The 22,005-nt window shown below is 72.6% G+C and carries 18 protein-coding genes and 1 pseudogene; 13 read left to right on the forward strand and 6 right to left on the reverse strand.

Annotated features, from left to right (window positions below):
- Positions 1-76 precede the first annotated feature (76 nt).
- Genes ACSRUE_RS26925 through ACSRUE_RS26935 form a run of 3 tightly spaced genes read right to left on the reverse strand, consistent with a single transcriptional unit; the run spans position 77 to position 2,983 of the window.
- Positions 77-1,291, reverse strand: a complete 1,215-nt coding sequence (locus tag ACSRUE_RS26925; RefSeq protein WP_441293135.1) for an HRDC domain-containing protein — start codon at positions 1,289-1,291, stop codon at positions 77-79.
- Positions 1,285-2,298 (reverse strand): matrixin family metalloprotease, encoded by a 1,014-nt coding sequence (locus ACSRUE_RS26930; RefSeq protein ID WP_441286083.1) that lies wholly within the window; start codon positions 2,296-2,298, stop codon positions 1,285-1,287. The genes ACSRUE_RS26925 and ACSRUE_RS26930 overlap by 7 nt, the downstream gene beginning before the upstream one ends.
- Entirely contained in the window at positions 2,285-2,983 is a 699-nt protein-coding gene (locus ACSRUE_RS26935; RefSeq protein ID WP_441286084.1) for a hypothetical protein, read from the reverse strand. Before ACSRUE_RS26935 ends, ACSRUE_RS26930 begins: the two co-directional genes overlap by 14 nt.
- Before the next feature lie 123 nt (positions 2,984-3,106).
- Between ACSRUE_RS26935 and ACSRUE_RS26940 the strand changes: the two genes are divergently transcribed.
- The 5 genes from ACSRUE_RS26940 (at position 3,107) to ACSRUE_RS26960 (ending at position 8,041) form a co-directional block, all read left to right on the forward strand.
- The gene (locus tag ACSRUE_RS26940) at positions 3,107-3,889 is read left to right on the forward strand and encodes a thiazole synthase (RefSeq protein WP_437747667.1); all 783 of its coding nucleotides are present in this window, start codon (positions 3,107-3,109) and stop codon (positions 3,887-3,889) included.
- Positions 3,890-4,195: 306 nt separating this feature from the next.
- Entirely contained in the window at positions 4,196-5,449 is a 1,254-nt protein-coding gene (locus tag ACSRUE_RS26945; protein ID WP_441286085.1) for a glycosyltransferase, read from the forward strand.
- A 253-nt stretch (positions 5,450-5,702) separates the two neighbouring features.
- Entirely contained in the window at positions 5,703-6,974 is a 1,272-nt protein-coding gene (locus ACSRUE_RS26950) for a glycosyltransferase family 4 protein (RefSeq protein ID WP_441286086.1), read from the forward strand.
- Positions 6,975-7,074: 100 nt separating this feature from the next.
- Complete coding sequence (locus ACSRUE_RS26955) at positions 7,075-7,392, forward strand: tetratricopeptide repeat protein (protein ID WP_437944470.1); 318 nt, start codon at positions 7,075-7,077, stop codon at positions 7,390-7,392.
- 31 nt (positions 7,393-7,423) lie between these two features.
- Positions 7,424-8,041: a thiamine phosphate synthase gene (locus ACSRUE_RS26960; protein WP_441286087.1), complete on the forward strand. Its 618-nt coding sequence runs from the start codon at positions 7,424-7,426 to the stop codon at positions 8,039-8,041.
- 82 nt (positions 8,042-8,123) lie between these two features.
- On the opposite strand, the pseudogene ACSRUE_RS26965 reads toward ACSRUE_RS26960, so the two are convergent.
- A pseudogene (locus ACSRUE_RS26965) lies at positions 8,124-8,495 on the reverse strand (Uma2 family endonuclease); the annotation flags it as partial.
- A gap of 97 nt (positions 8,496-8,592) precedes the next feature.
- On the opposite strand from ACSRUE_RS26965, the gene ileS reads away from it, so the two are divergent.
- The 3 genes from ileS to ACSRUE_RS26980 all read left to right on the forward strand — a co-directional run bounded on the left by ileS (position 8,593) and on the right by ACSRUE_RS26980 (position 14,390).
- Positions 8,593-12,477, forward strand: coding sequence for an isoleucine--tRNA ligase (ileS, locus tag ACSRUE_RS26970; RefSeq protein WP_441286088.1), 3,885 nt, complete (start codon positions 8,593-8,595; stop codon positions 12,475-12,477).
- Between the two features lie 27 nt (positions 12,478-12,504).
- The gene (locus tag ACSRUE_RS26975; RefSeq protein WP_441286089.1) at positions 12,505-13,770 is read left to right on the forward strand and encodes an AAA family ATPase; all 1,266 of its coding nucleotides are present in this window, start codon (positions 12,505-12,507) and stop codon (positions 13,768-13,770) included.
- 92 nt (positions 13,771-13,862) lie between these two features.
- A complete protein-coding gene (locus tag ACSRUE_RS26980; protein ID WP_441286090.1) occupies positions 13,863-14,390 on the forward strand; it encodes a hypothetical protein in 528 nt (175 codons plus the stop codon).
- 42 nt (positions 14,391-14,432) lie between these two features.
- Here ACSRUE_RS26980 and ACSRUE_RS26985 read toward each other — a convergent pair whose 3' ends face one another.
- Positions 14,433-15,518: an aldo/keto reductase gene (locus ACSRUE_RS26985; RefSeq protein ID WP_441286091.1), complete on the reverse strand. Its 1,086-nt coding sequence runs from the start codon at positions 15,516-15,518 to the stop codon at positions 14,433-14,435.
- Between the two features lie 141 nt (positions 15,519-15,659).
- On the opposite strand from ACSRUE_RS26985, the gene ACSRUE_RS26990 reads away from it, so the two are divergent.
- The 4 genes from ACSRUE_RS26990 (at position 15,660) to ACSRUE_RS27005 (ending at position 19,305) form a co-directional block, all read left to right on the forward strand.
- The gene (locus ACSRUE_RS26990) at positions 15,660-16,499 is read left to right on the forward strand and encodes a helix-turn-helix domain-containing protein (RefSeq protein ID WP_441286092.1); all 840 of its coding nucleotides are present in this window, start codon (positions 15,660-15,662) and stop codon (positions 16,497-16,499) included.
- 263 nt (positions 16,500-16,762) lie between these two features.
- The gene (locus ACSRUE_RS26995) at positions 16,763-17,971 is read left to right on the forward strand and encodes an AAA family ATPase (RefSeq protein WP_441286093.1); all 1,209 of its coding nucleotides are present in this window, start codon (positions 16,763-16,765) and stop codon (positions 17,969-17,971) included.
- A gap of 72 nt (positions 17,972-18,043) precedes the next feature.
- Complete coding sequence (locus tag ACSRUE_RS27000) at positions 18,044-18,370, forward strand: hypothetical protein (protein ID WP_441286094.1); 327 nt, start codon at positions 18,044-18,046, stop codon at positions 18,368-18,370.
- 530 nt (positions 18,371-18,900) lie between these two features.
- Positions 18,901-19,305 carry a hypothetical protein gene (locus tag ACSRUE_RS27005; protein ID WP_441286095.1) on the forward strand — a complete coding sequence of 135 codons (405 nt, stop codon included), beginning with the start codon at positions 18,901-18,903 and terminating at the stop codon, positions 19,303-19,305.
- A gap of 28 nt (positions 19,306-19,333) precedes the next feature.
- On the opposite strand, the gene ACSRUE_RS27010 is transcribed toward ACSRUE_RS27005, so the two are convergent.
- A complete protein-coding gene (locus ACSRUE_RS27010) occupies positions 19,334-20,026 on the reverse strand; it encodes an HAD family hydrolase (protein ID WP_441286096.1) in 693 nt (230 codons plus the stop codon).
- Between the two features lie 137 nt (positions 20,027-20,163).
- Between ACSRUE_RS27010 and ACSRUE_RS27015 the strand changes: the two genes are divergently transcribed.
- On the forward strand, positions 20,164-21,999 hold the full coding sequence (locus tag ACSRUE_RS27015) for a hypothetical protein (RefSeq protein ID WP_441286097.1): 1,836 nt from the start codon (positions 20,164-20,166) through the stop codon (positions 21,997-21,999).
- The last annotated feature ends 6 nt before the right edge of the window (positions 22,000-22,005 follow it).

The following is a 22,005-nucleotide window of genomic DNA, read 5'->3' on the forward strand; positions in this document are numbered from 1 at the left end:
GCAGGGGATCGCGGACGCGCGGAACCGACATGCGGAACCGACATGCGGAACCGACATGCGGAACCGGCGCGCGGCGCTACCTCTCGGCGGCAGGCGGCTCGCCCGGCTGCGCCGCGGCCACGAGCGCCGCGAGCGCGCGGCCGTAACGCGCGAACCGTCCCGCGCCGAGCCCCGGGATGCGCGCGATCGCGGCGGCGATCGCCTCGTCCCCGGCGTGGCCCTCCGCCAGCGCGATCTCCGCGAGATCCTGCGCGCAGTGGCCGGGCAGCACGACCTGCTCGTCCACCTTCCGCGCCTTCGCCTCGGCCCTGCGCCACGCCGCGATCCGGGTCTCCACCGCGCGCCGCGCGGCGAGCTCCTTCCTGGGCGGGCGGGCTTGCTGGAAGAGGACGCGCTCGTGCTCGGGCACGTCGCCGTCGCTGCGCCCCTGCTCGACCGCGCGGAGCCACGCCGCGACGCACCCGGCCGCGCGGCCCGCCGCGGCCCCGCGGATCGCGCGCACGTCGTCTGCGCTGGCAGGCCTCCGCTGCGCGAGCTCGAGCAGCACGTCGCTGGCGACGACCTTGAAAGAGGGCACGTCGGCCCCCTCGGCGGCCGCCTCGCGCGCCGCCACGAGCCGCCGCAGGATCGCCCGGCCCTGCGGATCGAGCGCCTGGGCCCCCTTGATGCGCGCGTAGGCGGGCCGCGGATCGCGCGGCGGCCCGAGGGCGGTCGCGAGCTTGTAGCCGCACTCCTCCTCGATCTCCTCGTCGATCCCGAGGGCGCGGCTGCGCTCCGCGAGCCGCGCGCGGAGCGGGAGCAGGTGGCGCACGTCGTCGGCCAGGTAGCGCAGCTCGGCGTCCTCGATCGGCCTGCGCCCCCAGTCGTGCTGCTGGAGCTGCTTGTCGACCTTCACGTCGAGCTCCGACAGGAGCAGCGCGGCGAGCCCCGTCGCCGCGCACCCCAGCATGCGCGCGGCGACCGAGGTGTCGTGCGCGCCAGCGAGCGGCGCGCCCGCCTCGGCGAGCATGCGCGCGTCGAAGGTGAGGTCGTGCAGCACCTTGGGCGGGCCCGCGGCCCCGAGGAGCCGCGCGAGCGGCGCGACAGGCACGCGGAGCGCGTCGACGACCCCGATCGCGATGTCGTCCCCCTCGCGAAAGGCGAGCTGGACGGTGCAGAGCCGCGGCCTGTACGCGAACAGCCCGTTGGCCTCCACGTCGACCGCGAGCGCGTCGGCGCGGGCGGCGCGCTCGACCAGCCGGGCGAGCTCGCCTTCGCGCTCGACCAGGACGGGAGGGCGCTGGCTCAGCAGGCTGCCTCCCGGCCCGCCCGCGCGGCCGCGCCGCGCCGCGCCCGCGCGGCCGCGCCGCGCCGCGCCCGCGCGGCCGCGCCGACCAGCGCGAGCGCGGCGAGGACGAGCCCTCCGCCGCGCCCGCCTTGGCCAGCGTTGCCGCGCGGGGCCGCGGCGCAGCCGTCCGACTCCTTCACATCGGGCTGATCCGCGGCGCACAAGGCAGAGAAGCCGTGGCGCGGCGTGGGGTCGCAGCCCCTGATGGGCTCCCCGGGCGGGTACACCGCGCAGATCCCGTCGAGGTCGTCCTGGGAGAGGTCGCGGAGCGAAGAGCGGTAGTTGGCGAACATGGTCGCGTCGTGCTCGATCGAGTGCGAGAGCCCGAGGAAATGGCCGGCCTCGTGGGTGGCGATGCTCAGGAGGTCGAACGAGACGCCGCCGGTTCCCTGGGAGAGCGTCAGCGAGTTGATCTCCATGTCCGCGTCGTAGATCTCGCCGGTCTTGAGGTGGTAGGTGACGGTCGTGAGCGCGAGGGTGTTGCCGCTGTCGACGTACGGCCACCCGTCGTCCCGGAACATGATGATGTTCGCGTTCGCCTTGCGCTTGTTGTACTCGTGCGCGTCGCACGCGACCGGGCCCAGGTAGGTGACCTCCATGCGCGGGGTCTGCCCGTCGCCGCAGTCGGCCTCCGTCCACGCGGCGAACGCCTGCTCGAAGATCTCCTCCGCCTCCTGGAGCGACACCTGGACGGAGGCGTCCTCCTGGAGGGAGTAGCTCACGCACGGCGAAGGCCAGGCGAGCGGGGTGCCGCAGTCGTTGCCCTGCGGCGGCGTGCAGACCGCCGCGGTCTCTGCCTCCCCCGACGCCGTCTTCTCCGGCGGACAGACGCTCGTGCGGCAGAACGCCAGGGCGTCCCCGGGGTAGGCGAGCGCCGCGGCGACGAGCGCGCTGCAGGCTGCGGCGATGGCGCCGGCGCGCGCGGGGTGGCGCGCGCCGGCGGGGCGCGGCGCGAGGTCACTTCTGCGCATGCTTCGCCTTCCACGCCTGGTTCACCGCGTCGATCGCCGCGTCGAGCGCCGCGCCGACGAGCTGCTCGCGGGCCGAGATCGCGGGGCCCGGCCGCGGCAGGACGGTCCCGCTGTCGGGGCTCGCGGCCAGCCGCCGCACGGCGATGCGCCGCGCGCCGGCCCCGCCGGCGAGGCTCGGCTTCTCCTCGCCGTCGACGACGGGGTAGTGGCCCTGGGCCATCCCGGAGACGACCAGGGCCGACCCCACCTTGGAGACGAAGACCATCGCCTGCGCGCCGATCGCGATCTGCGCGTCGCCCGACACGTGCTGTCCGACGTCCCCGACCACGCCCCCGAGCGTCCTGACCCAGACCTCGCCGTCGGGCTGTCCGGCCACGGTCCGGTCGATCGCCAGGCGGGTATAGGTGACGATCCTCCTGGCCCCGCCGAGCTCTTCCCACTGGCTGCGCTGCTCGATTGCGGTCGCGACCACGACGTACGAGGCCGCGGCGACGAGCTCGTCCAGCGAGAGCTGAAGGGCCACGGCCGCCTGCGCCGCGCGCGGACCGGACAGGAGCGCGCCGCCGCTCGCCCCGGCGCGCTCCTGGCCGGCCGGCGCGCGGCTGTCGGCTGTCGGGAGGGGCGTGAGCGTGAGCGCCGGGGGCAACGCGACGAGGAGGGCTATGCCAAGAGCTCTGGGAGACATAGGCGCAAAGATACCATGCTGCCGAGCGGGGCGCGCCGGAAGCGCCGGGTTTCGTCGACGCGCTGGACCCTGTGTCCCGGTCCGACTAGCAGATCGTCTGGGTCGAGACCCGAGGAGCCTGCGATGACGAGCGACGCGTTGACGATCGGCAGATACACGTTCACTTCCCGCCTCTTCGTGGGGACGGGCAAGTACAAGGACCTGGATGAGACCCGTCGCGCGCTCGAAGCGTCCGGCGCGGAGGTCGTCACGGTGGCCCTCCGCCGCGTCAATCTGAAGGAGCGGGGCGAGGGGTCGATGATGTCGCTGCTCCAGCAGGGGCGCGTCACCATCCTGCCGAACACGGCCGGCTGCGCCACCGTCGAGGACGCGGTCCGCACCTGCCGGCTCGCGCGCGAGCTCGGCCTATCCGATCTCGTGAAGCTCGAGGTCATCGGCGACGAACGGACGCTGTTCCCGGACAACGAGGCGACGCTGGAGGCGGCGCGGATCCTGGTGAAGGAGGGCTTTACGGTGCTGCCCTACTGCATGGACGACCCGATCGTCTGTCGTAAGCTGGAAGACATCGGGTGCGCGGCCGTGATGCCCCTGGCGGCGCCGATCGGCAGCGGGCTCGGCATCCGCAACCCGTACAACCTGATGATCATCCGAGAGACAGCGAAGGTACCGGTGATCGTGGACGCGGGAGTCGGGACAGCGAGCGACGCCGCGGTGGCGATGGAGCTCGGGTGTGATGGGGTATTGATGAACACGGCCATCGCGGGCGCGCGGGACCCGATCTTGATGGCGCAGGCGATGAAGGACGCGGTGAGGGCCGGTCGGATGGCGTATCTCGCGGGGCGGATGCCGAAGAAGCTCTATGCGACGGCGTCATCGCCGGAGCAGGGCAAGATCGCCGCGCTGTAGCGCGGCGCCGCGGGTGTGGCCCCGCACATCGATCCCCGCGCGCTCGCGTTCCCGGCGTATTCCACCGATGCAGAGGCGCTCGCGCTCGCGGGCGCGATGAGGGATGATGGACGAGCAACTCCGACGTCCGGCTCGGCGCCGCTGCGACGCCGCCAAGTCAAGCGAACAGCATCCGCATGTCATGATACGCTCACCTACCTGAGCCCAAATGACACGGAACGCTCATCGCACGGTCGACACGCTGCCGTGGCGCGTCACGGCGCTCTGACGACGACCGCGGCGACCTGACGGTCCGCTCAGGAGAATATGAGCAAGCCCAACGTCTGCATGGTCGTGAACAACCTCGAGGTCGGCGGGCTCGAGAAGGTCGTGCTGAGCCTCCTCGATCGCCTCGGCGATCACGGCTTCGACCTCTCGCTGATCTGCCTCGACGGCGAGGGACGGCTGTTCTCGGAGGTCAAGCTCCCCCGCTCGAAGTGCCTCGTGATCACGAAGGACCTCCGGCCGGTGCTGCCGGGCCTGAAGAGCGATCCAGAAGCGCTGCTCTGGATCCGGCGCTTCTTTCACCAGCGCTCGGTCGATATCGTCCACGTCCACAACCGTGCTCCGCTCATCTTCGCTGGCTTCGCGGCGCGCCTGCTCCGGAATCGGCCGCAGATCGTCTACTCGGAGCACAACCAGATCAACCGGGCGAAGGGCTTCGATCGGCGCAAGTTCGGCTACTACGCCTACCTCGCCGACGAGATGGTCGCCGTGTCGCACGACCTCAGGCGCATCCTTGTCGACGACGTGAAGGTCCGCGCGCCGGTCCGCGTCATCCACAACGGCATCGACGGGACGCGCTTCGCCCGCGCCCGCGAGAGCGGCGCGGGCGCGCGCGTCCGCGCGGAGCTCGGCATCGGCGAGCGGGAGTTCGTGTTCGGGTGCGCCGTGGTGCACATCGAGCAGAAGGGGCTCCGTTACCTCCTCGAGGCGGCGCCCGAGGTGCTGCGGCGCGCGCCCGAGGCGCGCTTCGTCATCGCCGGCGACGGCCCGCTCCGGCCGGGGCTGGAGCAGCAAGCCAGGGACGCGGGGCTCGGCGACCGGGTGATCTTCCCCGGGTATCGCTCGGACGTGCCGGAGCTCATCTCCGCGTTCGACGCCTACGTGCTCCCGTCGCTCTGGGAGGGGCTGCCGCTCGCGCTGCTCGAGGCGCTCGCGCTCGGCAAGCCGATCGTGGCGAGCCGCGTCGGCGGCGTCCCCGAGATCGTCGAGCACGGCGTCGACGGGTTCCTCGTCCCGTCGAAGGACCCTGGCGCGCTGGTCGAGCACCTCTCGCGGGTCGCCCGCGACGGGGAGCTCCGCGAGCGAGCGCGCGCGCGTGGCCCCGCGAAGTTCACCGAGCAGTTCAGCCTGGAAGCGATGGTCGACGCGCACGTGCGCCTGTTCGACGAGCTCATCGCCAGGCGGCGCGGGGGCGACGTCCCGTCTCGGGCGCGCGCGTGGTCGACCCCCGCGGGGGCCTCCGGGCCGGCCGCTGGACGGGCCGACGGCAACGAGCGGGTCGGTCTGGACATGTAACGACATACGATACCAGGTGAGACCGAATCGAACCTGACCAGGGCGAATACGATGTTGAGCGAGGCAAAATGGGACATCGAACGATGCTGAGCGAGGCAAAATGGGACGCTGAGCGAGACCGAGCGTAGATTGACGAGACGGAGCGAGACTGGCGAGACTGGCTAGACCGAATACGAGACCGAGCGCGAACGACGTCCTCTTTCGAGGCGCTCGCCGACTCGGTTCGCTCGGAGAGGAGGAGCTCTTGCGGCGGATGCGCGTTTTGCTGATCACGAAGATCTTTCCGAACGCGGTTCACCCGGACGAGGCGCCGTACAATCGGCGGCAGTTCGCCGCGCTGTCGCGCTACTGCGACGTCCAGGTGCTCGCGACGATCCCGTGGTTCCCGGGCGTGAAGCGCCTCTCGAAGTGGCCTATCGGCGCCACCGCGCCGCGCGAGGAGGTCATCGACGGGCTGCCGGTCAGGCACCCGCGGTACCTGTACGTGCCGAGGATCGCGCCCGCCCTGAACGGCCCGCTCTACGCGGCGTCGATGCTCCCGGAGCTCATCGGGCGCGGTCCGTTGCCCGACGTCATCGTCGGGGCCTTCGCCTACCCGGACGGCTTTGCCGCGGTCTGTCTGGGGCGGTTGCTCGGGGTGCCGGCCGTGATCAAGACGCACGGCTCGGACATCGACGTGATCCCGCGCGACCGGCGGATGCGGCGGCCGCTCGGCTGGGGGCTCACGCGCGCCGCCCGGGTGGTCACGGTCAGCCGCAAGCTCGCGGACGGGGTCGCGGCGCTCGGCGTGCCGCGCGATCGCATCGACATCGTCATGAACGGCGTCGACGTGAAGACGTTCCAGCCTCGCGACCGCGCCGAGGCGCGCGCCGCGCTCGGCAAGTCGCCGAGCTCGCGGCTGATCGTCTTCGTCGGCCACCTGAGCCGCGACAAGGGCGTGCTCGATCTGATCGAGGCGTTCGAGCGGCTCGCGCCGGTCCACCCGGACATCGAGCTGGCGCTCGTGGGCAGCGGCGCCGAGGAGCAGGCGTGCAGGGAAGCCGCCGCCCGTCTGGGCGGCCGGCTGACGGTGACCGGCTACTTGCCGCACGATCAGGTGTCGCTGTGGCTCGGCGCGTGCGACGCCCTCGCCCTCCCGAGCAAGCACGAGGGGACGCCAAACGTCCTGCTCGAGGCGCTCGCCTCGGGGCGCCGCGTGGTCGCCACGAGCGTGGGGGGCATCCCCGACGTCCTGCGCAGCGCCGAGCTCGGCGAGCTCATCCCGCCGGGGAACCAGGGCGTGCTGATGGAGGCGCTGCTCCGGGCCGCCCGGGCCGATTACGACCCGGCGCGGATCGCGGAGCTCGCCGGCAGGCGCGACTGGGATGACAGCGCGCGCGCCCTCCACGAGTCGCTCCTGCGCGCCCGCGGCGAGCCCCTGTCGAGCTCCGGCGGTCAGGACGCGGGCGACGCGCCCTTCGGCGCCCCGGCCTCGAAGGGCGGGTTCGAGAACGGCGCCGCCCGGACGGGCGCCTCCCTGAACTAGCCCCGTCGCCGGCCGTCCGGCCGAGCGGGCCCGCGCGGCTCGGCCGGAGGAGCGCCGTCGCCGCGGCGTCCTCTTGACGCTCGCGCTCGTTCATCGGCGAATGCCGCCCGTGTTCACCGGCTTCCGCGCGGCCTTCGGCTCCATCGCGATCTTCGCCGCCGTCGCGCAGGCGCCTTACCAGTGCGCGAGCGAGGTCGACCCGGATCGCCGCGTGTACGAGGACCCGAGCGAGGCCCTGTACGCGCTGGCCGAGCGCTTCAAGGCGAGCGGCGATCGCCGCGCCCAGGCCGACTCCTTGCGTTTCCTGGTCGAGCGGTATCCTTCCAGCCGGTTCGCCCGGATGGCCCGGCAGGATCTCGAGGCGCTCGGCGAGGCGGGCGCCCCGGCGGAGCGCCCCCCGGGCGACGGAGCGCGATGACGCGCCGCCGCCGGCGCGCTGGAGGACGGCCATGCTCACCCCGAGGTTGACCCTCATCACCCAGGCGGCGGGCGTCCCGGAGCCGGTCTTGCTCGCGCGGCTCTCTGCGTTCGGCGCCCTGCCCCCCGAGGCCCGCGCCCGCGTGGCGGTGCAGCTCCGCGATCCCGAGCTCTCCGGCGCGGCGCTCCACGCGCTCGGCAGGCGCCTGCGCGACGCCACCGCCGCGCTCGGCGCCTCGTTCCTCGTCAACGATCGCCTGGATCTCGCGCTCCTCCTCGGTGCGGACGGCGTCCACCTCGGCCGCCGCTCGGTCGCGGTGGCCGACGCGCGCGCCCTGCTCGGGGCGGGCGCCTTCGTCTCCGTCGCGTGCCACGGCGTCGATGACGTGCTCCGGGCGGCCGAGGCCGGCGCGGACGCCGCCGTGCTCTCGCCGATCTTCGCGACGCCCGGCAAGGGCCCGCCGCTCGGCCTCGAGGCCCTGCGCGAGGCGCGGGCCCGCCTGGCCGCGGCCGCGCGCGGCGTCGCGCTCCTCGCCCTCGGCGGCATCGACGCGGCCTCGGCGCCGGCCTGCCTCGCGGCGGGCGCGGACGGGGTGGCCGCCATCCGCGCCGACTTCTGCGGCGTGCTGCCGGCGCCGCGCGCTGGGTGAGCTGCGGCTCCGCGCCGCCCGGCCCGGCCGGCGGCCGGTAGATCCGCATCTTCTTGCCGCGGTCGACGCGCTCGGTGCGCGGGGAGATCACCTCGCAGACCCAGTCGGGCGCGATGTCGTAGTGCGCAGGCGCGTCCTCCGGGCCGAGCGGGTCGGGCATGCGCTCCCGACGCCAGCCGGCGAGATCGGGGACGACCTTGTCGGGCCGCGGTCCGAGGTGGAGCTCGGGCTCGTCGAGGATGACCCGGCCGCCAGGTCCGCCTCTACCGCGATCGAAGGGGCCCGTGAGACTTGAGCCCAGGAGCGACGCCGTCCGCGTGTGTGGCCGCGCCGGCCGCGGGAACGTGTACAGCTCCCCGTCGAGGATCTCGGCGACCATCTCGTCCGGCACGGCCTGGAACGCGGCCTCGACCTCGGGCGCGTTGCCTGGAAATGGCGGGCGCCGCGCGCTCATCGGCAGATCCTAGCACCCCTGCCGTTCGTCGCGCGCGCTCCGCGCCGGCCAGCGCTTCCCTCGACGCTGGCAATGGGCCTTGCTACTAGGCCGGGCCATGTCCGAAGCGTCCTCGAAGAAACCGACCGACGGCCCGCACGAGCCCCTGTTCGACAGGGTGGCGACCGAGCTGAACTTCCCCGCCGACGAGGCGAAGATCCTCGCCTTCTGGAAGCAGCGCCGCATCTTCGAGAAGACGCTCCGCGCCGAGACCCGCGCCACCGGCCCCTCGCGGGGCACGTTCGTCTTCTACGAGGGCCCGCCGACCGCCAACGGCATGCCGCACAACGGCCACGTGCTCACGCGCGCCGTGAAGGACGTCTTCCCCCGGTACAAGACCATGCGCGGCTACGACGTGCCGCGGAAGGCCGGCTGGGACACGCACGGGCTGCCGGTCGAGGTCGAGGTCGAGAAGGAGCTGCGCATCCACGGCAAGGCCGACATCGAGCGGTACGGCGTCGAGCCGTTCATCTCGCGCTGCGTCGACTCCGTCTTCCGGTACACCGAGGCGTGGGAGAACCTGACCGACAAGATCGGCTTCTGGGTCGACCTCGACAGCGCCTACGTGACCTACCACCGGAGCTACGTCGAGAGCGTCTGGTGGGCGCTCTCCCAGCTGCACAGGAAGGGGCTGCTCTACCGCGGCCACCGCGTCTGCTGGTGGTGGCCCCAGGGCGGGACAGCGCTCAGCGCGGCCGAGGTCGGCTCGAACTACAAGACGGTGGACGACCCCAGCGTGTTCGTCGCGTTCCCGCTCGTCGACGAGCCGGACACCGCGCTCTGCGCCTGGACGACGACCCCGTGGACCTTGCCCTCGAACGGCTACGCCGCGGTCCGGCCCGAGTTCGATTACGTCGTCGTCGACGCGGGCGCGGCGCCCGTGGCCGGCAAGCTCATCGTGGCCGCGGCGCTGCGCGAGGAGCTCGCCAAGAAGTTCAAGCGGGACCTGCCCGTCCTCCGCGAGCTCAAGGGGAGCGAGCTCGTCGGCAAGCGCTACCGCCCGCCGTTCGACGCCTTCGCGAGGTCGCTCGAGGGCGCCTCCCTGCGCAGGAAGGACGGCAAGGCGGAGCCGCTCTACTGGGTCGTCCTCGGCGCGGATTTCGTCACGCTCGACTCCGGCACCGGCATCGTCCACGTCGCGCCCGCGTTCGGCGAGGACGACTTCAACGCGCACCGGCGGCGGATCGCGGAGCTCGCCGAGCCGGGCGCCGACGTCCCGATGCTCTGCGCGGTGCGGCCGGACGGCACGTTCGAGCCGGGGCTCACGGCGTTCTCGGGCCTCTGGGTGAAGGACGCCGACCCGCTGATCATCAAGGATCTCGCGGCCCGCGGGCTGCTCGTCCACGAGGAGAAGTACCGCCACGACTACCCGTTCTGCTGGCGCGCGGACGACGATCCGCTGATCCAGCTCGCGCGGCCGGCCTGGTACATCAGGACCCGGGACAACATCGACAAGGCGATCGCCAACAACCGCGCGGTCCACTGGCACCCGTCGCACATCCAGGAGGGCCGCTTCGGCGACTTCCTCGCCAACAACGTGGACTGGGCGCTCTCGCGCGAGCGGTACTGGGGGACGCCGCTCAACGTCTGGGTCTGCGCGAACGACGAGGAGCACCAGCTCGCCCCGGCCTCGGTCGCCGAGATCGAGGCGCTGAACCCGCGCGCCTTCGACCACTTCCGCGCGGCCAAGAAGGCCGACCCCGGCCTGAACGATCACCTCATCGTCCACAAGCCGTGGATCGACAAGGTGACGTTCCCGTGTCCGACCTGCGGCGGCGAGATGCGCCGCGTGACCGAGGTCATCGACGCCTGGTTCGACAGCGGGAGCATGCCGTTCGCGCAGTGGGGCTACCCGCACGCCGAGGGCTCGAAGGAGCTGTTCGACCGCGCGTTCCCGGCGGACTTCATCAGCGAGGCGATCGATCAGACGCGAGGCTGGTTCTACTCGCTGCTGATGGTCTCGACGCTGGTCTTCGACGAGGCGACGCAGGAGAAGCTCGGGCTGTCGCGGGTCCGGAGCTACCCGCACCCGTACGAGACGTGCGTCGTGCTCGGGCACGTCTGCGACCGCGAGGGCAAGAAGGAGAGCAAGTCGAAGGGCAACTACACGCCGCCGGAGGTCATCCTCGAGCGCGTCCGGATGGAGTTCGCGGCGGCCGACGGCGCCGATGCCGGGCTCGGCGCGGCGAAGGACGGCGTCGCGATCATCGCGCGCGAGGACTACGAGGGGCTCGATCTCACGGGCGACTCGGCGAAGGTGCGGGTCTACCGCGCCGACCGCGAGGGCGCGGCGGTGACGCTGGAGCTCAGGCCGGCGACGGGCAACAAGCGGCTCCCACGCCGCATCGTCGCGCTCTCCCGCGGGGACCTCGATCGGCTGGGCCTCTCGCCGGCCGACAAGGCGCTCTCGGTGATGCCCAACGACGTGCCCAGGCTGCCGCAGGACCAGCGCGTCGTCATCGAGGACCCGGCGACGCCCGCGCCCGGGGCCGACGCGTTCCGCTGGTTCTTCTACGCGTCCTCCCCGCCGTGGACGAACACGCGCCACTCGCTCACGAACGTGCGCGCGTACCAGAAGGAGTTCGCGGTCAAGCTCCGGAACGTCTACTCGTTCTTCACCATCTACGCGAACATCGACGGCTTCTCGCCCGCGGAGGGGAACCCGGGCGCGACGGACACGTCGCCCGCGGCGCTCGCGGCGAGCGCCGGTTACCGGCCGGCGCGGGAGCGATCGCTCCTCGACCGGTGGATCCTGTCGGAGCTCGCGCTCTCGACGCGGGAGGTGACGGCGCACCTCGACGAGTACCGGCTGTACGAGGCGGCGCAGCGGCTCGTCGATCTCGTGGACGCGCTCTCGAACTGGTACGTCCGCCGGAGCCGCGCGCGCTTCTGGGCGCCTTCTCCGACGTGGGTCGAGGATCGGCGTTCGCCGTCCTTTCCCGGAGACGCCCTGGAGATCGCCCCGGGCGCGGTGCGGGCGGCCCAGGACAAGCGCGACGCGTACTTCACGCTGTACGAGGTGCTCGTCGCGCTCGCCAAGCTGAGCGCGCCGTTCACGCCGTTCTTCGCGGAGGCCATGTACCAGAACCTGGTGCGGCGGCCGTGGCCCGCGTCGCAGCCGGAGAGCGTCCACCTCGTGGCGTTCCCCGAGGCGGACGCCGCCGCGGTCGACGAGCCGCTCGCGATCGAGATGCGCGCGGTGCGCGAGCTCGTCTCGCTCGGCCTGCAGGTGCGCACGGCGAACAAGCTCAAGGTGCGGCAGCCGCTCTCGCGGGCCGACGTCGTCCTGTCGCAGCAGGGGCTCGCGGCGGCGCTCGCCGAGCATGTGCCGCTCATCGCCGAGGAGCTCAACGTCCACGAGGTGCGCTTCCTGAAGCCCGGCGAGGAGGGGAGCGCGGTCCGCTACGTGCTCAAGCCGAACTTCCGCGCGCTCGGGCCGAAGCTCGGCAAGAAGGTGCAGCTCGCGAAGCAGGTCCTGGCGAAGGCCGACGCGGCGGCGCTCCGCGCGGCGCTCGCGACCGAGGGCAAGATCGCGATCGCGCTCGACGGCGAGCAGGTCGAGCTCGGCCCCGAGGAAATCGACGTCGCGGTCGAGGCGGGCGAGGGGTTCGCAGCGGCCGGCGGCCGCGCGGGGGTCGTCGTGCTGCACACGGCGCTCACGGACGCGCTCCGCGACGAGGGGCTCGGCCGGGAGATCCTCTCGCGGGTGCAAGGGCTGCGCAAGGAGCTCGACCTCGGCTTCACCGAGCGGATCCGGCTCGCGGTCGACGGCGGCGAGCGGGCCCGCAGGGTCGCCGAGGCGGCGCGCGAGATGCTCATGCAGGAGGCGCTCGCCGCCGAGCTCGTGCTGGGCTCGGCGCCCGCGGCGTGGGGGCAGGCCGAGCGGCGCGAGGTCAACGTCGACGGCGAGGCGCTCGCGATCGCGCTCGCGCGCACGGCGTGAGGGCGCCGGGGGGGATGGTGAGCTGCGATGATCACAAAGATCTGTGCCCGTAACTTTCGCAGCATTGGGGAGCGGATCGAGCTCGAGCTCGGGGCGATGACGGTCCTCGTGGGGCCGAACGCCTCGGGCAAGAGCAACGTCGCGGACGTCCTGCGGTTCCTGGCCGAGTGCGCGAGCGGAGGGATCGACAGACCGGTTGCTGTTCGGCACGGACTCGATGCGCTGCGCCACGGAAATGCCCGTGAGTCCACCGATGTGCTCCTTGAAGTGCACATCGAGCGCGAGCAGGGGGCCGGCATCTGGGGCTTCACGCTCACGTCGGCCGATGAGTACGGCGCGCTGTGCGTGAAGCGCGAGCGCGCGGTGTGGTTTCCGGGGAACGCGCCCGATCCCAGGACCCGGACCCGCTTCTTTGAGCTCCTCGAGAGGCCCGAGGACATGTGGACCGAGGAGGAGCGGAGAACGCTCCTCGGCGGCCACACGCGCGGCACCACGCCGAACGGCGACGCCGAGTTGTCGGCGCCGCAGCACTTCGTCACGCACAAGGGACATCACTACCTGCAAGTTCCATCGTCCTTTCGCCGCGACGCCGCGCAATTCCCTCTGCTCGCGCCGCTGGGCCACCCTGATTTCGCTCCGCTCATGGAGGAGTTGCGCAGCGTCGCGATCTACTCGTTGTTCCCGGACGTACTGCGCGCTCCACAGCACCCGGATCCATCCAAACCGATGAGTACGAAGGGCAGCAACTGGGCCTCGACGTTGAGGGCGATCGAGCGATCCACCTGGGGGTCAGAGCTCGTCGCTGCCCTGGGGCGCATCGCCTCGGACATCGACGATTACCGCGTCACGGAGGCGGGCGGGTTCCTGATACCGGAGTTCCGTCACGGTCTCGACGCGCAGGGGCGAGAGCGCTGGCACGGCGCCGCACAGGAGTCGGACGGCACGCTGCGCGCCGCGGCCCTTCTCACCGCGCTGTTCCAGGAGCCCGCGCCGACGCTCCTGGGCTTCGAGGAGCCGGAGCTCGGCGTCCATCCCGGGGCGATCCCGGTACTCGTCGACTTTCTGCAAGAAGCGTCGACGCGCAGCCAGGTCCTGCTGACGACGCACAGCCCCGATCTCCTGGACATGGTGCCCATCGACGCCATTCGCGTCGTGGAGCGGCACAATGGCGCGACGACGCTGGCGCGCGTCGAGGAGCGGCAACGAGAGCTCGTTCGCAAGCGCCTGATGTCGACGAGCGACCTCCTCCACGCCGAAGGCCTCCGCCCCGAAGGCTCCACGAGCGATGGCTAAGGCCTACCTGGTCGTCGAGGGCCACGGCGAGGTCGAGGCGGCGAGGAACCTGGTCATCCGGTTGTGGGCCGACCTCGGGCGTGCCACACGCGGTGTGGGGAGCTCCCAAGCGCGGCAAGGCGCTCAACACCCGCGCCGGCGTGCTGCAGGCCTGCGAGCTCCTGCGCAGCGAGCGCGACTGCGCGTTCGCGCTGCTGCTCCGTGACGAGGACGACGGATGCCCAGCCTCGGCCGGCCCCGAGACCGCGGCATGGATGGCGGCAGCGAGCCTTCCGTTCCCGGTCGCCGTGGTGCTGGCGCACCGGGAGTTCGCGGCGTGGTTCCTGCCGTGCATCCACCTCATGGCGGGGCGGGAGATCCGGCCTGGCGTGCGCATCGCTGAGGGCACGACGTGCCCGGAAGATCCCGAGGGCATCCGCGACGTGAAGGGGTGGCTCTCGAAGCATTTCCCGAGAGGCAAGGCGTACAAGCCCACGCTCGATCAGCTCAAGCTCACCCAGTGGATCGATTTCGGCGTGCTCCGCACCTCCGGGGCAAGGTCGTTTCGCACGCTCGAGAACGCGCTGCGGTTCCTCGCCGCGCCCGCCGCGCTCAATGTCTACCCGCCTCCGCGGTCCTAGCACCCAAGCACGAGCGCCCCCACGCGGGCGCTCGGCGCGTGCTCAGTACCGCTCGCCGTCGTTCTTCGGCGCCATCGGCCACGCCGGCGCGCTCTCGCCGTTGATCGTCGTGCCGCCGTTCGTGAACGCGCCGGCCATGCGCAGGAAGCCGGCGGGGAAGTCGAGCGTCGGCGCCGAGACCGCGTCGAGCGCGTCCACCTGATCGGGCGCGAGCTCGACCTCCAGGGAGGCGAGGTTGTCGTCGAGCTGCGCCAGCGTGCGCGCGCCGATGATGGTGGAGGTGACGCCCGGCCGGGCCACCACCCAGGCGAGCGCCACGCGCGCCGGCGTGGTGTCGAGAGCCCCGGCGATCTCGACGAGCTTGTCGACGACGGCGTACGCCTTGTCGGTGAGCGCGGAGAGCACGAACGGGCCGCGATCGGCCTTGTGCTTGCCGGCGTTCTCCCGCGTGTACTTTCCGGTGAGCACGCCGCTCTTGAGGGGCGACCAGGGCGTGACGCCGAGGCCCAGCTCGCGCGCCATGGGGATGAGCTCCCCCTCCACCGTGCGCTCGAGGAGCGAGTGCTCGATCTGCAGCGCGATGAACTGCGCCCACCCGCGGAACCCTGCAAGGCCGTGCGCCTGCGCCACCTTCCACGCCGGCGTGTCGGAGACGCCGACGTAGCGGACCTTGCCGGCCGCCACCAGATCGTCGAGGGCTCGCACGGTCTCCTCGATGGGCGTGTGCTTGTCCCAGACGTGCATCCAGTAGAGGTCGATGTAGTCGGTCTGCAAGCGGCGCAGCGACTGCTCGCACTGCGCGAAGATGGCCTTCCTCCCGGCGCCGCCGCCGTTGGGGTCGCCGAGGTAGAGGTTCGCGGTGAACTTGGTTGCGATCACCGCCCGGTCGCGCTTGCTCGGGTGGCGGCCGAGGTGGTCGCCGATGATCTTCTCGGAGTGGCCCCTGGTGTAGGCGTTGGCGGTGTCGATGAAGTTGCCGCCGCGCTCGATGAAGCGATCGAGGATCGCCTCGGACTCCTTGACGCTGGATCCGAAGCCGTGGTCTTCGCCGAAGGTCATGGCGCCGAGGCACAGGGGGCTGACGCGCAGCCCAGAGCGGCCGAGGGTGACGTAGTGGTCGAGGTTCATCGTGGTCCTCCTGGGGGTTCGGGCTGAAGAGCCCTCGCTGGACCGCACCGTGCGCCCGTGCCGGCGTGCAATCTTGGAGGAAACGGCCGGGACGGGGCCGGGTGGGTTGATGGCGGCCCGAGGCGAGCGCACGATCGCGCCGTGCTGGGATCGATCGAACAGGCCGTCGCGCCCCGCGCCCCGCGCCCGGAGGCCGGCGCGCCGGCATCGCGCGCGCTTCGCAATTTCGTCGCCGCCGTCCGCGCCAGCGCGCCGCCGATCACGAACCTCGACCTGCTGCCCGACGGCACGACATCGCTGGTCTTTCGCCTGCTCGACGCGGACCGCGCCGACCTCGTCGTCCTCGGGCCCAAGACGCGCGCCGTGTACAAGCGCGTGCCGCGCTTCCTGCTCGCGGTGCAGGTGGTCTTTCGACCCGGCGGCGCGTACCCCTTCTTCGGCGTGCCGATGGACGAGCTCGCCGATCGCATCGTCCCGGCGCGCGATCTCTGGGGCCGGCGCGCCGACGCCCTGCTCGAGCAGCTGGTGGCGGTCGGGGCCGGCGTCACGCGGGACCCAGCGCGAGCTCGCCTGGAGGCGATCGAACGCGCCCTCGAGGGACGCATGCTCGGTCCCGACGTGTTCGAGCCCGCGTCGGCGGCCGTCGCGCGCGCCGCGCTCCGGAAGCTCTCGCTCGGAGGGATCACCGTGGAAGAGACGGCGAGCGCGCTCCACGTCAGCCCGCGGAACCTGCGACGCGCCTTCGTTGCGACCGTCGGCGTCTCGCCGAAGCAGTACGCGCGCATCGCCCGCTTCCAGCGCGTCGTCTCGAACGCGCAGGTCGCCCGCGGGTCGTGGTCGGAGATCGCCCTCGCGAGCGGGTACTGCGATCAGCCGCACCTGGTCAGGGAGTTCCGTGAGCTCGCGGGGCTCTCGCCGGTGGCGTTCATGAAGCGACGCTCGACCGGCGAGATCAGCGGCTCGGGTGGAGGCCGTGGGTGAACGCTCCAAGGGGGCTCCAGGGCGTTCGATGCGACCGCGCGGATCGTGGAGCTCCGGCGCGATTACGTGCCGGGCCTTACGATCCTGCGGGTGTGATCGCCTCGCATCGCGGGGCGGCGCGGCTTCCGCAAGGATCTTGTTGCGGACATCGCTGGCGAGGCGTTCGATGATCTTCGTCGGGTGGGGCGCATCGGAGATTTTCAGGACGGTACCGGGACCGAGGGCCGCGCATCGCCGGCTCGTGACGGGCGACAGCCTTCCCGGTGGACGTCCTCGAAGCGAGGCTCCGCGCGGCGATGATCACCCACGTCTACGTCAGCAACTACGGCAGCGTCGGGGCTGGGCTCGAGCTCACGCTCGGGTCGCTGACCGCGCTCGTCGGTCCGCCGGGCTCGGGCAAGGGTTGCCTGCTCGACGCGGTGCGGTTCCTCGCCGAGTGCGCCAACGGGGCGTTCGATCTGGCGGCGGCGAACCGGCGCGGCGGCGGCGCGCTGGGGGGCGCGCGCGGCGACGGCGCGCTCACCACGCTCGGGGTCGCGGTCTCCAGGACCGAGGGCCACGGGTTCTGGCTCGTGCAGCTCGCGCCGGGAGAGCGGGAGGGCGAGGCGCGCGTCAAGAGCGAGACGGCCGCGTGGTGGCAGCGCAGCGCGCTCACGCGGCTCGTCAAGCCTGGCCTGCGCGAGGTCTTCGACGCCGGCAGCGACGCGCCCGAGGTCTCCTTCGACCGGCTGAAGGGCAGCCCGAAGGGGTTCTCGCGCAAGGACAAGGGGCGCAGCGGCACGCTCGCGTACCGCGGCGTCGCCCCCATCGCCGTGAGCGGCACGAAGCTCGTCCTGCCGCTGCTCTCCGATGGACCGCTCACGCCGATGCTCGACGAGCTGCGCCGGGCGGTCCTCTACTCCCTCGCGCCGCGCACGCTGCGCTCGCCCCAGAAGATCAGCGCTTCCCGGCGCCTCAAGGCGAGCGGCGACAACTGGGGCTCGGTCCTCCGCGCGCTCGCGAAGGAGCGATGGCAGGACCAGTTCCTCGCGGCGCTGTCCCAGGTGATCGGCGACGTCGACGGCGCCCGCGCGTCGTCGTCCGGCGGGTTCCTCGTCCCGGAGCTGCGCCACGGCGTCGACGGCGACGGGCGCGAGCGCTGGCGGGCCGCCGCGGACGAGCCGGACGCCACGCTGCGGCTCGCCGCCATGGTCACGGCGCTCTCGCAGGAGCCCCCGCTCGTGCTCGCCGGCTTCGAGCACCCCGACGCGGGCGTCGATCGCGCCGCGCTGCCTCCGCTGCTCGAGTACCTGCGCGGCGCGTCCGCCCAGCGCCAGCTCCTGCTCACGACCGAGAGCCCCGCGCTGCTCGACCTCCTGCCGCCCGACGCCGTCTACTCGGTGGAGCGCCGCGACGGCGCGACCGCCGCGTCGTCAATCGACGAGGCGCAGCGGAGGGCGCTCCGGGAGCGGCTCGGCGCCGCCTCAGGGTGAGCCCGCTCCGCCGTGCGGCGGGCGACGACGAGCCGGAGGGAGGCTGGCTCCCGCACCGGCGCTAGCGTGCTCATGTCGGAGTACTCCCCGCAGCCGCCACCCCTGGCGCGGCAGGCGATCGCCGTCGCGATTGTGGGTGCGCCGCCCGTCGCACGCGTTCAGGATCGGCCCGTCATGGCCGACCTGCGCGTTGCCTTCTGGAACGTCCAGAACCTCTACGAGCCGGGCACCCGGAAGAATGGCCCCACGGACGAACCAGAGCTGATTGCCAAGCTCGACGCCATCGCGCGGATCCTCGACGGTCTCTTCGCGGGCGCTGGGCCGGACCTCGTCGGGCTGGCCGAGGTCCACACCGAGCGGATCCTCGAGCTCCTGGAGCAACGGCTGCGTGACCGATAATGTTGCCGCAGAGGAGCGCCGCGAGACGGCTCGAGCGCTCGGAGACTGGCTCGCCCGAGCCAGCAACACGTGCGCGATCGTCCTTGGCGACTTCAACGCCGAGCCGTTCGAGGAGCCGTTCGGCGAAGGTGGCCTCCGCAGCGTACGGTATTTCCACCCGCGTCTGTGGAAAGCAGAAGCCCCTGCTTGTCTCTACAATACAGCGTGGCGCTTCCTCGCTGAGCCTGACTGGTGGGAGACCGTCGAGGCATGCGGCGAAGCGTACGAGGCACCGCGACCGAGGACGACGTTCAACGTATGGCCTCCCGTCCTCTTCGATCAGCTCCTCGTCTCCGGACGAGCCCTTCGCGGCGGCCCGATTACGCTCCGAGAGCGCAGCGTCGCGTACGCCGCCGATGACGAGACCACGAGCTTGACGCCGAGCGGCTACAGGAGACCGTTACCCTGGACATACAGTGCGGGAAGCGGCTCGGGCGCGTCGGATCACTTCCCTCTCGTCGCGATATTTCGAATGAATGGAGGAACAGGCGATGACTGACGACGAGTTGAAGACGAAGGTCGCGAGCGTCCTCAGCGACGAACGCGCGGCACCTTCGAAGGCATACTCCGACGTGTTGCACAAGCTCCGGGCCCTCGCGGCGGCGATCGAAGCTTCCTTGGCGCCGGAGATCATCGAGGTGCGGATAGAGCCTGGCTACCGGGTGAACGCCGGACAGCAATATACGTTCGTCGTCCGTGTTCCGAAAGCCGGCCTCCGTGACGTGTTGCTCCGGGCTTACGTTCCGGTCGACGGGTTCCCCGTCAGCCTCGACCTGTTCGATGGCGAGCAGCGCCGATGTACGAGCCTGGACGCGATCGAGACGGAGATCATCGGCTTCCTCCGTCATCCAGATGTGAAGCATCGCCTGCTCGCGCTGAAGGACATCGCAGCCTGAGACGCCGCGAACGCGCCGCCTCCCGCCGCTACGACGCGAGCCGCTCCCCCGGCGGCGCGAGCGGCGACGCGCCGTAGCGCGCGAGGAGATCCTCCGGATCGAGGTAGATCGCCGCGCACCCGGCCTCGAGGAGCTCCATTTCAGGGAAGCCTCCGCAGAGGAGCCCCACCGAGAGGAGGCCGAGCTTCGCCGCGGCCTCGGCGTCGGAGGGCGCGGCGCCGACGAGCACGACCTCGCGAGGATCGACGCTGCCGAGCCGGTCGAGCGCCGCCTCGAGGACGTCGGGGCGCGGCTTCGACCTGTCCGCGTCGTCGGCCGATACCGTCCACGAGACCAGATCGCCCACCTGGGCGAGCTCGACGCTGGCGTCGAGCTCGCCGCGCGGCGTCGGCGAGGCGAGCACGATCCGGCGCCCGTCGCGCGCGACACGCTGGAGCAGCTCGCGCACGCGGGGGAACGCCCGGGCGCCCGGGAGGAGCTCGCGCCCGTAGATCTGGTCGCGCAGCGAGGAGATCGCGGCGCCGATCCAGCCGAGCTCCTCGGGCGAGAGGAACGTCTGCAGCAGCTGGTCCGCGCCCTTGCCGACCTGGCTGCGCAGCTTCTCCCGCGGGACCTCGCGGCCGAACCGCCGGAAGGCCTGCTGCCAGGCGGCCGCGTGCAGATCGACGGTGTCGAGGATCGTGCCGTCGACACCGAAAATGACGGCGCTGACGCTGACCATGGCGCGACACGTGGCGCAGGGCGGGACGCACCGCCATCGGAGGGCTCCCGACGGCCCCTCCCGCGCCGCGCCGGCTGCGCTCGGCCGGAGTCGCGGTAGACTGGCCGGGGAGGGCGAGCGGGCAGGGCGATGACGACATGAACAGGCGGCTGTCTGCACTCGCGGTCCTCCTCGGCGGGCTGCTCGGCCCGGCCGGCGCCGCGGCGGCCGAGCCGGCGCTGCTCGCGGTCGATCTGGACGACGACGACGCCGACGGCGTGCCGGACGGCGAGCAGCCCCGCGCGCCGCCCGCCCCGGAGCTCCTGGCGCTGCGCGCGCCGCGCGGCGCGAGCCAGGCGCCCGCGGCGATCCCCGCCGGCCTGCGGCTCCTCGTCGACGGCAGCCCGGTCAAGCCCGGCGCGGCCATCCCCGCGGGCGCCCGCCGCGTCGAGATCCAGGCGATCCGCGCCGGGCGCAGCGAGATCGCGCTCTTCGGCGAGGCGCGGACGATCAGCGCGTTCGAGGTGCGCGCGATCGACGGCGCCGGGCGGCGCATCGACATGGCGCGCTCCCACGCCTCGCTGCAGCGCACGCCCCCGGACCGGCTCGGCGACGATCCGTTCGCGAACCTCGAGGATCCCGACGCGATCCGGCTGCTCGTCATCGGCGCGCCGGAGGATCTGCCGCTCACGCTCGACGTCCACTCCGCGGCGCCGTCCGGCGGGGCGATCGATCGCCTCCCCGACGTGCCGCTCGGCCACGTGCGGTGCCCGGAGGACGTGCCGCCGGGCCTCGTGTGCGGCTCGACGCGCCCCCTCCGGGTGGTCGCGGACGACATCGATCGCAACCACCCGATGATCGTCGATCGCTCCGTGAAGGGCGAGGTCGGCGGGGCGCTCGTCGTCGCCCTGCCCGGCGGGCCGAAGGTCCAGATGATCCGCGTCGCCGGCCCGCGCGCCTCGCCGCTCGGGCCGCTCGGGCGCACGCGCGCGCGCCTCCGGCTCGTCATGGTGCGCCCCCGCGCAGGCGGCCCGCCGCCGATGGGCGGCGACGACGCGGGCGCGCTCGCCATCGCGCGCGCGGAGGTCGAGCGGGCGAACGCCCTCTGGGGCGCGTGCGGCGTGAGCTTCGGCCCGCCCGAGGCGCTCGACGTCACCTTCGTCGATCCGCCGCGCCCGCACCTGCTCGCGATCGGCTGCGACCACGGCCTGCCGGCCAGCGGCGGCGCGATCCGGGTGCGCGTCGACGGCCACGAGGTCACGGCGGCGATCGCGCCCCGCGCGCGCCCCGACGCGGCGGCCCGGGCCGTCGCCGCGGCGATCGGCGCGGCGGGGTTCTCGGTGCGCCTCTCCGACAACCCGGCCATCGGCGCGGGCGCCTACGGGACCACCGACGTGCTCGTGCGGCGGCCGGGCGGCGCGCTCGCGACCCTCGAGCCGCCGGCGGCGGGCGCGCTGAGCACCGACGCGACACTCACGGCGTGCATCGGCGCCGTGGACCTCGACGACGGCCTCCAGCACTTCAGCGACACGGACGCGATCGCCGGCACGGTCGAGGAGCGGGCGCTGCTCAAGGCGTTCGACGACGGCGACCCCTCGACCGTCGACGTGGTGATGGTCCCGAGCTTCGCGGGCGGCGGGCGGATCGGCGAGTCGTTCATCTTCGCCGACGGCGGGGCGATCCGGAACACGATCATCGAGGATCGCGCCGGCCTACGCGCGGATCGCGCGTCGTTCGCGCTGTCGCACGAGCTCGGCCACGTGCTGCTCGACGAGCCGGGGCACCCGGACGATTTCGGGATCGACACGCCGACCCGGCTGATGGACGCCGACGCGGCCAACGCCTCCGCGTACGGGCCGCGCCGCCTGACCGTCGACGAGTGCGCGCGCGCGATCCGACAAAGCGGCGCGGCGGAGCCGCGTTTGGGCCGACAGAGCGCCCCGGTGCCGCTGCTCGCGCCGTGGCCGCTCGCCCCGCTCGGTCGAGAGAGGTGAAACGCC

Origin of the sequence: Sorangium sp. KYC3313 (assembly GCF_052075895.1) — a bacterium.
GTDB classification, from domain to species: domain Bacteria; phylum Myxococcota_A; class Polyangia; order Polyangiales; family Polyangiaceae; genus Sorangium; species Sorangium cellulosum_B.

Bases quoted from the DNA above. Each gene is read 5' to 3' on its own strand.
- ACSRUE_RS26930 (WP_441286083.1), bottom strand. From the start codon at position 2,298: ATGCGCAGAAGTGACCTCGCGCCGCGCCCCGCCGGCGCGCGCCACCCC.
- ACSRUE_RS26935 (WP_441286084.1), bottom strand. From the start codon at position 2,983: ATGTCTCCCAGAGCTCTTGGCATAGCCCTCCTCGTCGCGTTGCCCCCG.
- ACSRUE_RS26940 (WP_437747667.1), top strand. From the start codon at position 3,107: ATGACGAGCGACGCGTTGACGATCGGCAGATACACGTTCACTTCCCGC.
- ACSRUE_RS26945 (WP_441286085.1), top strand. From the start codon at position 4,196: ATGAGCAAGCCCAACGTCTGCATGGTCGTGAACAACCTCGAGGTCGGC.
- ACSRUE_RS26950 (WP_441286086.1), top strand. From the start codon at position 5,703: ATGCGCGTTTTGCTGATCACGAAGATCTTTCCGAACGCGGTTCACCCG.
- ACSRUE_RS26955 (WP_437944470.1), top strand. From the start codon at position 7,075: ATGCCGCCCGTGTTCACCGGCTTCCGCGCGGCCTTCGGCTCCATCGCG.
- ACSRUE_RS26960 (WP_441286087.1), top strand. From the start codon at position 7,424: ATGCTCACCCCGAGGTTGACCCTCATCACCCAGGCGGCGGGCGTCCCG.
- ileS (WP_441286088.1), top strand. From the start codon at position 8,593: ATGTCCGAAGCGTCCTCGAAGAAACCGACCGACGGCCCGCACGAGCCC.
- ACSRUE_RS26975 (WP_441286089.1), top strand. From the start codon at position 12,505: ATGATCACAAAGATCTGTGCCCGTAACTTTCGCAGCATTGGGGAGCGG.
- ACSRUE_RS26985 (WP_441286091.1), bottom strand. From the start codon at position 15,518: ATGAACCTCGACCACTACGTCACCCTCGGCCGCTCTGGGCTGCGCGTC.
- ACSRUE_RS27000 (WP_441286094.1), top strand. From the start codon at position 18,044: ATGTCGGAGTACTCCCCGCAGCCGCCACCCCTGGCGCGGCAGGCGATC.
- ACSRUE_RS27005 (WP_441286095.1), top strand. From the start codon at position 18,901: ATGACTGACGACGAGTTGAAGACGAAGGTCGCGAGCGTCCTCAGCGAC.
- ACSRUE_RS27010 (WP_441286096.1), bottom strand. From the start codon at position 20,026: ATGGTCAGCGTCAGCGCCGTCATTTTCGGTGTCGACGGCACGATCCTC.
- ACSRUE_RS27015 (WP_441286097.1), top strand. From the start codon at position 20,164: ATGAACAGGCGGCTGTCTGCACTCGCGGTCCTCCTCGGCGGGCTGCTC.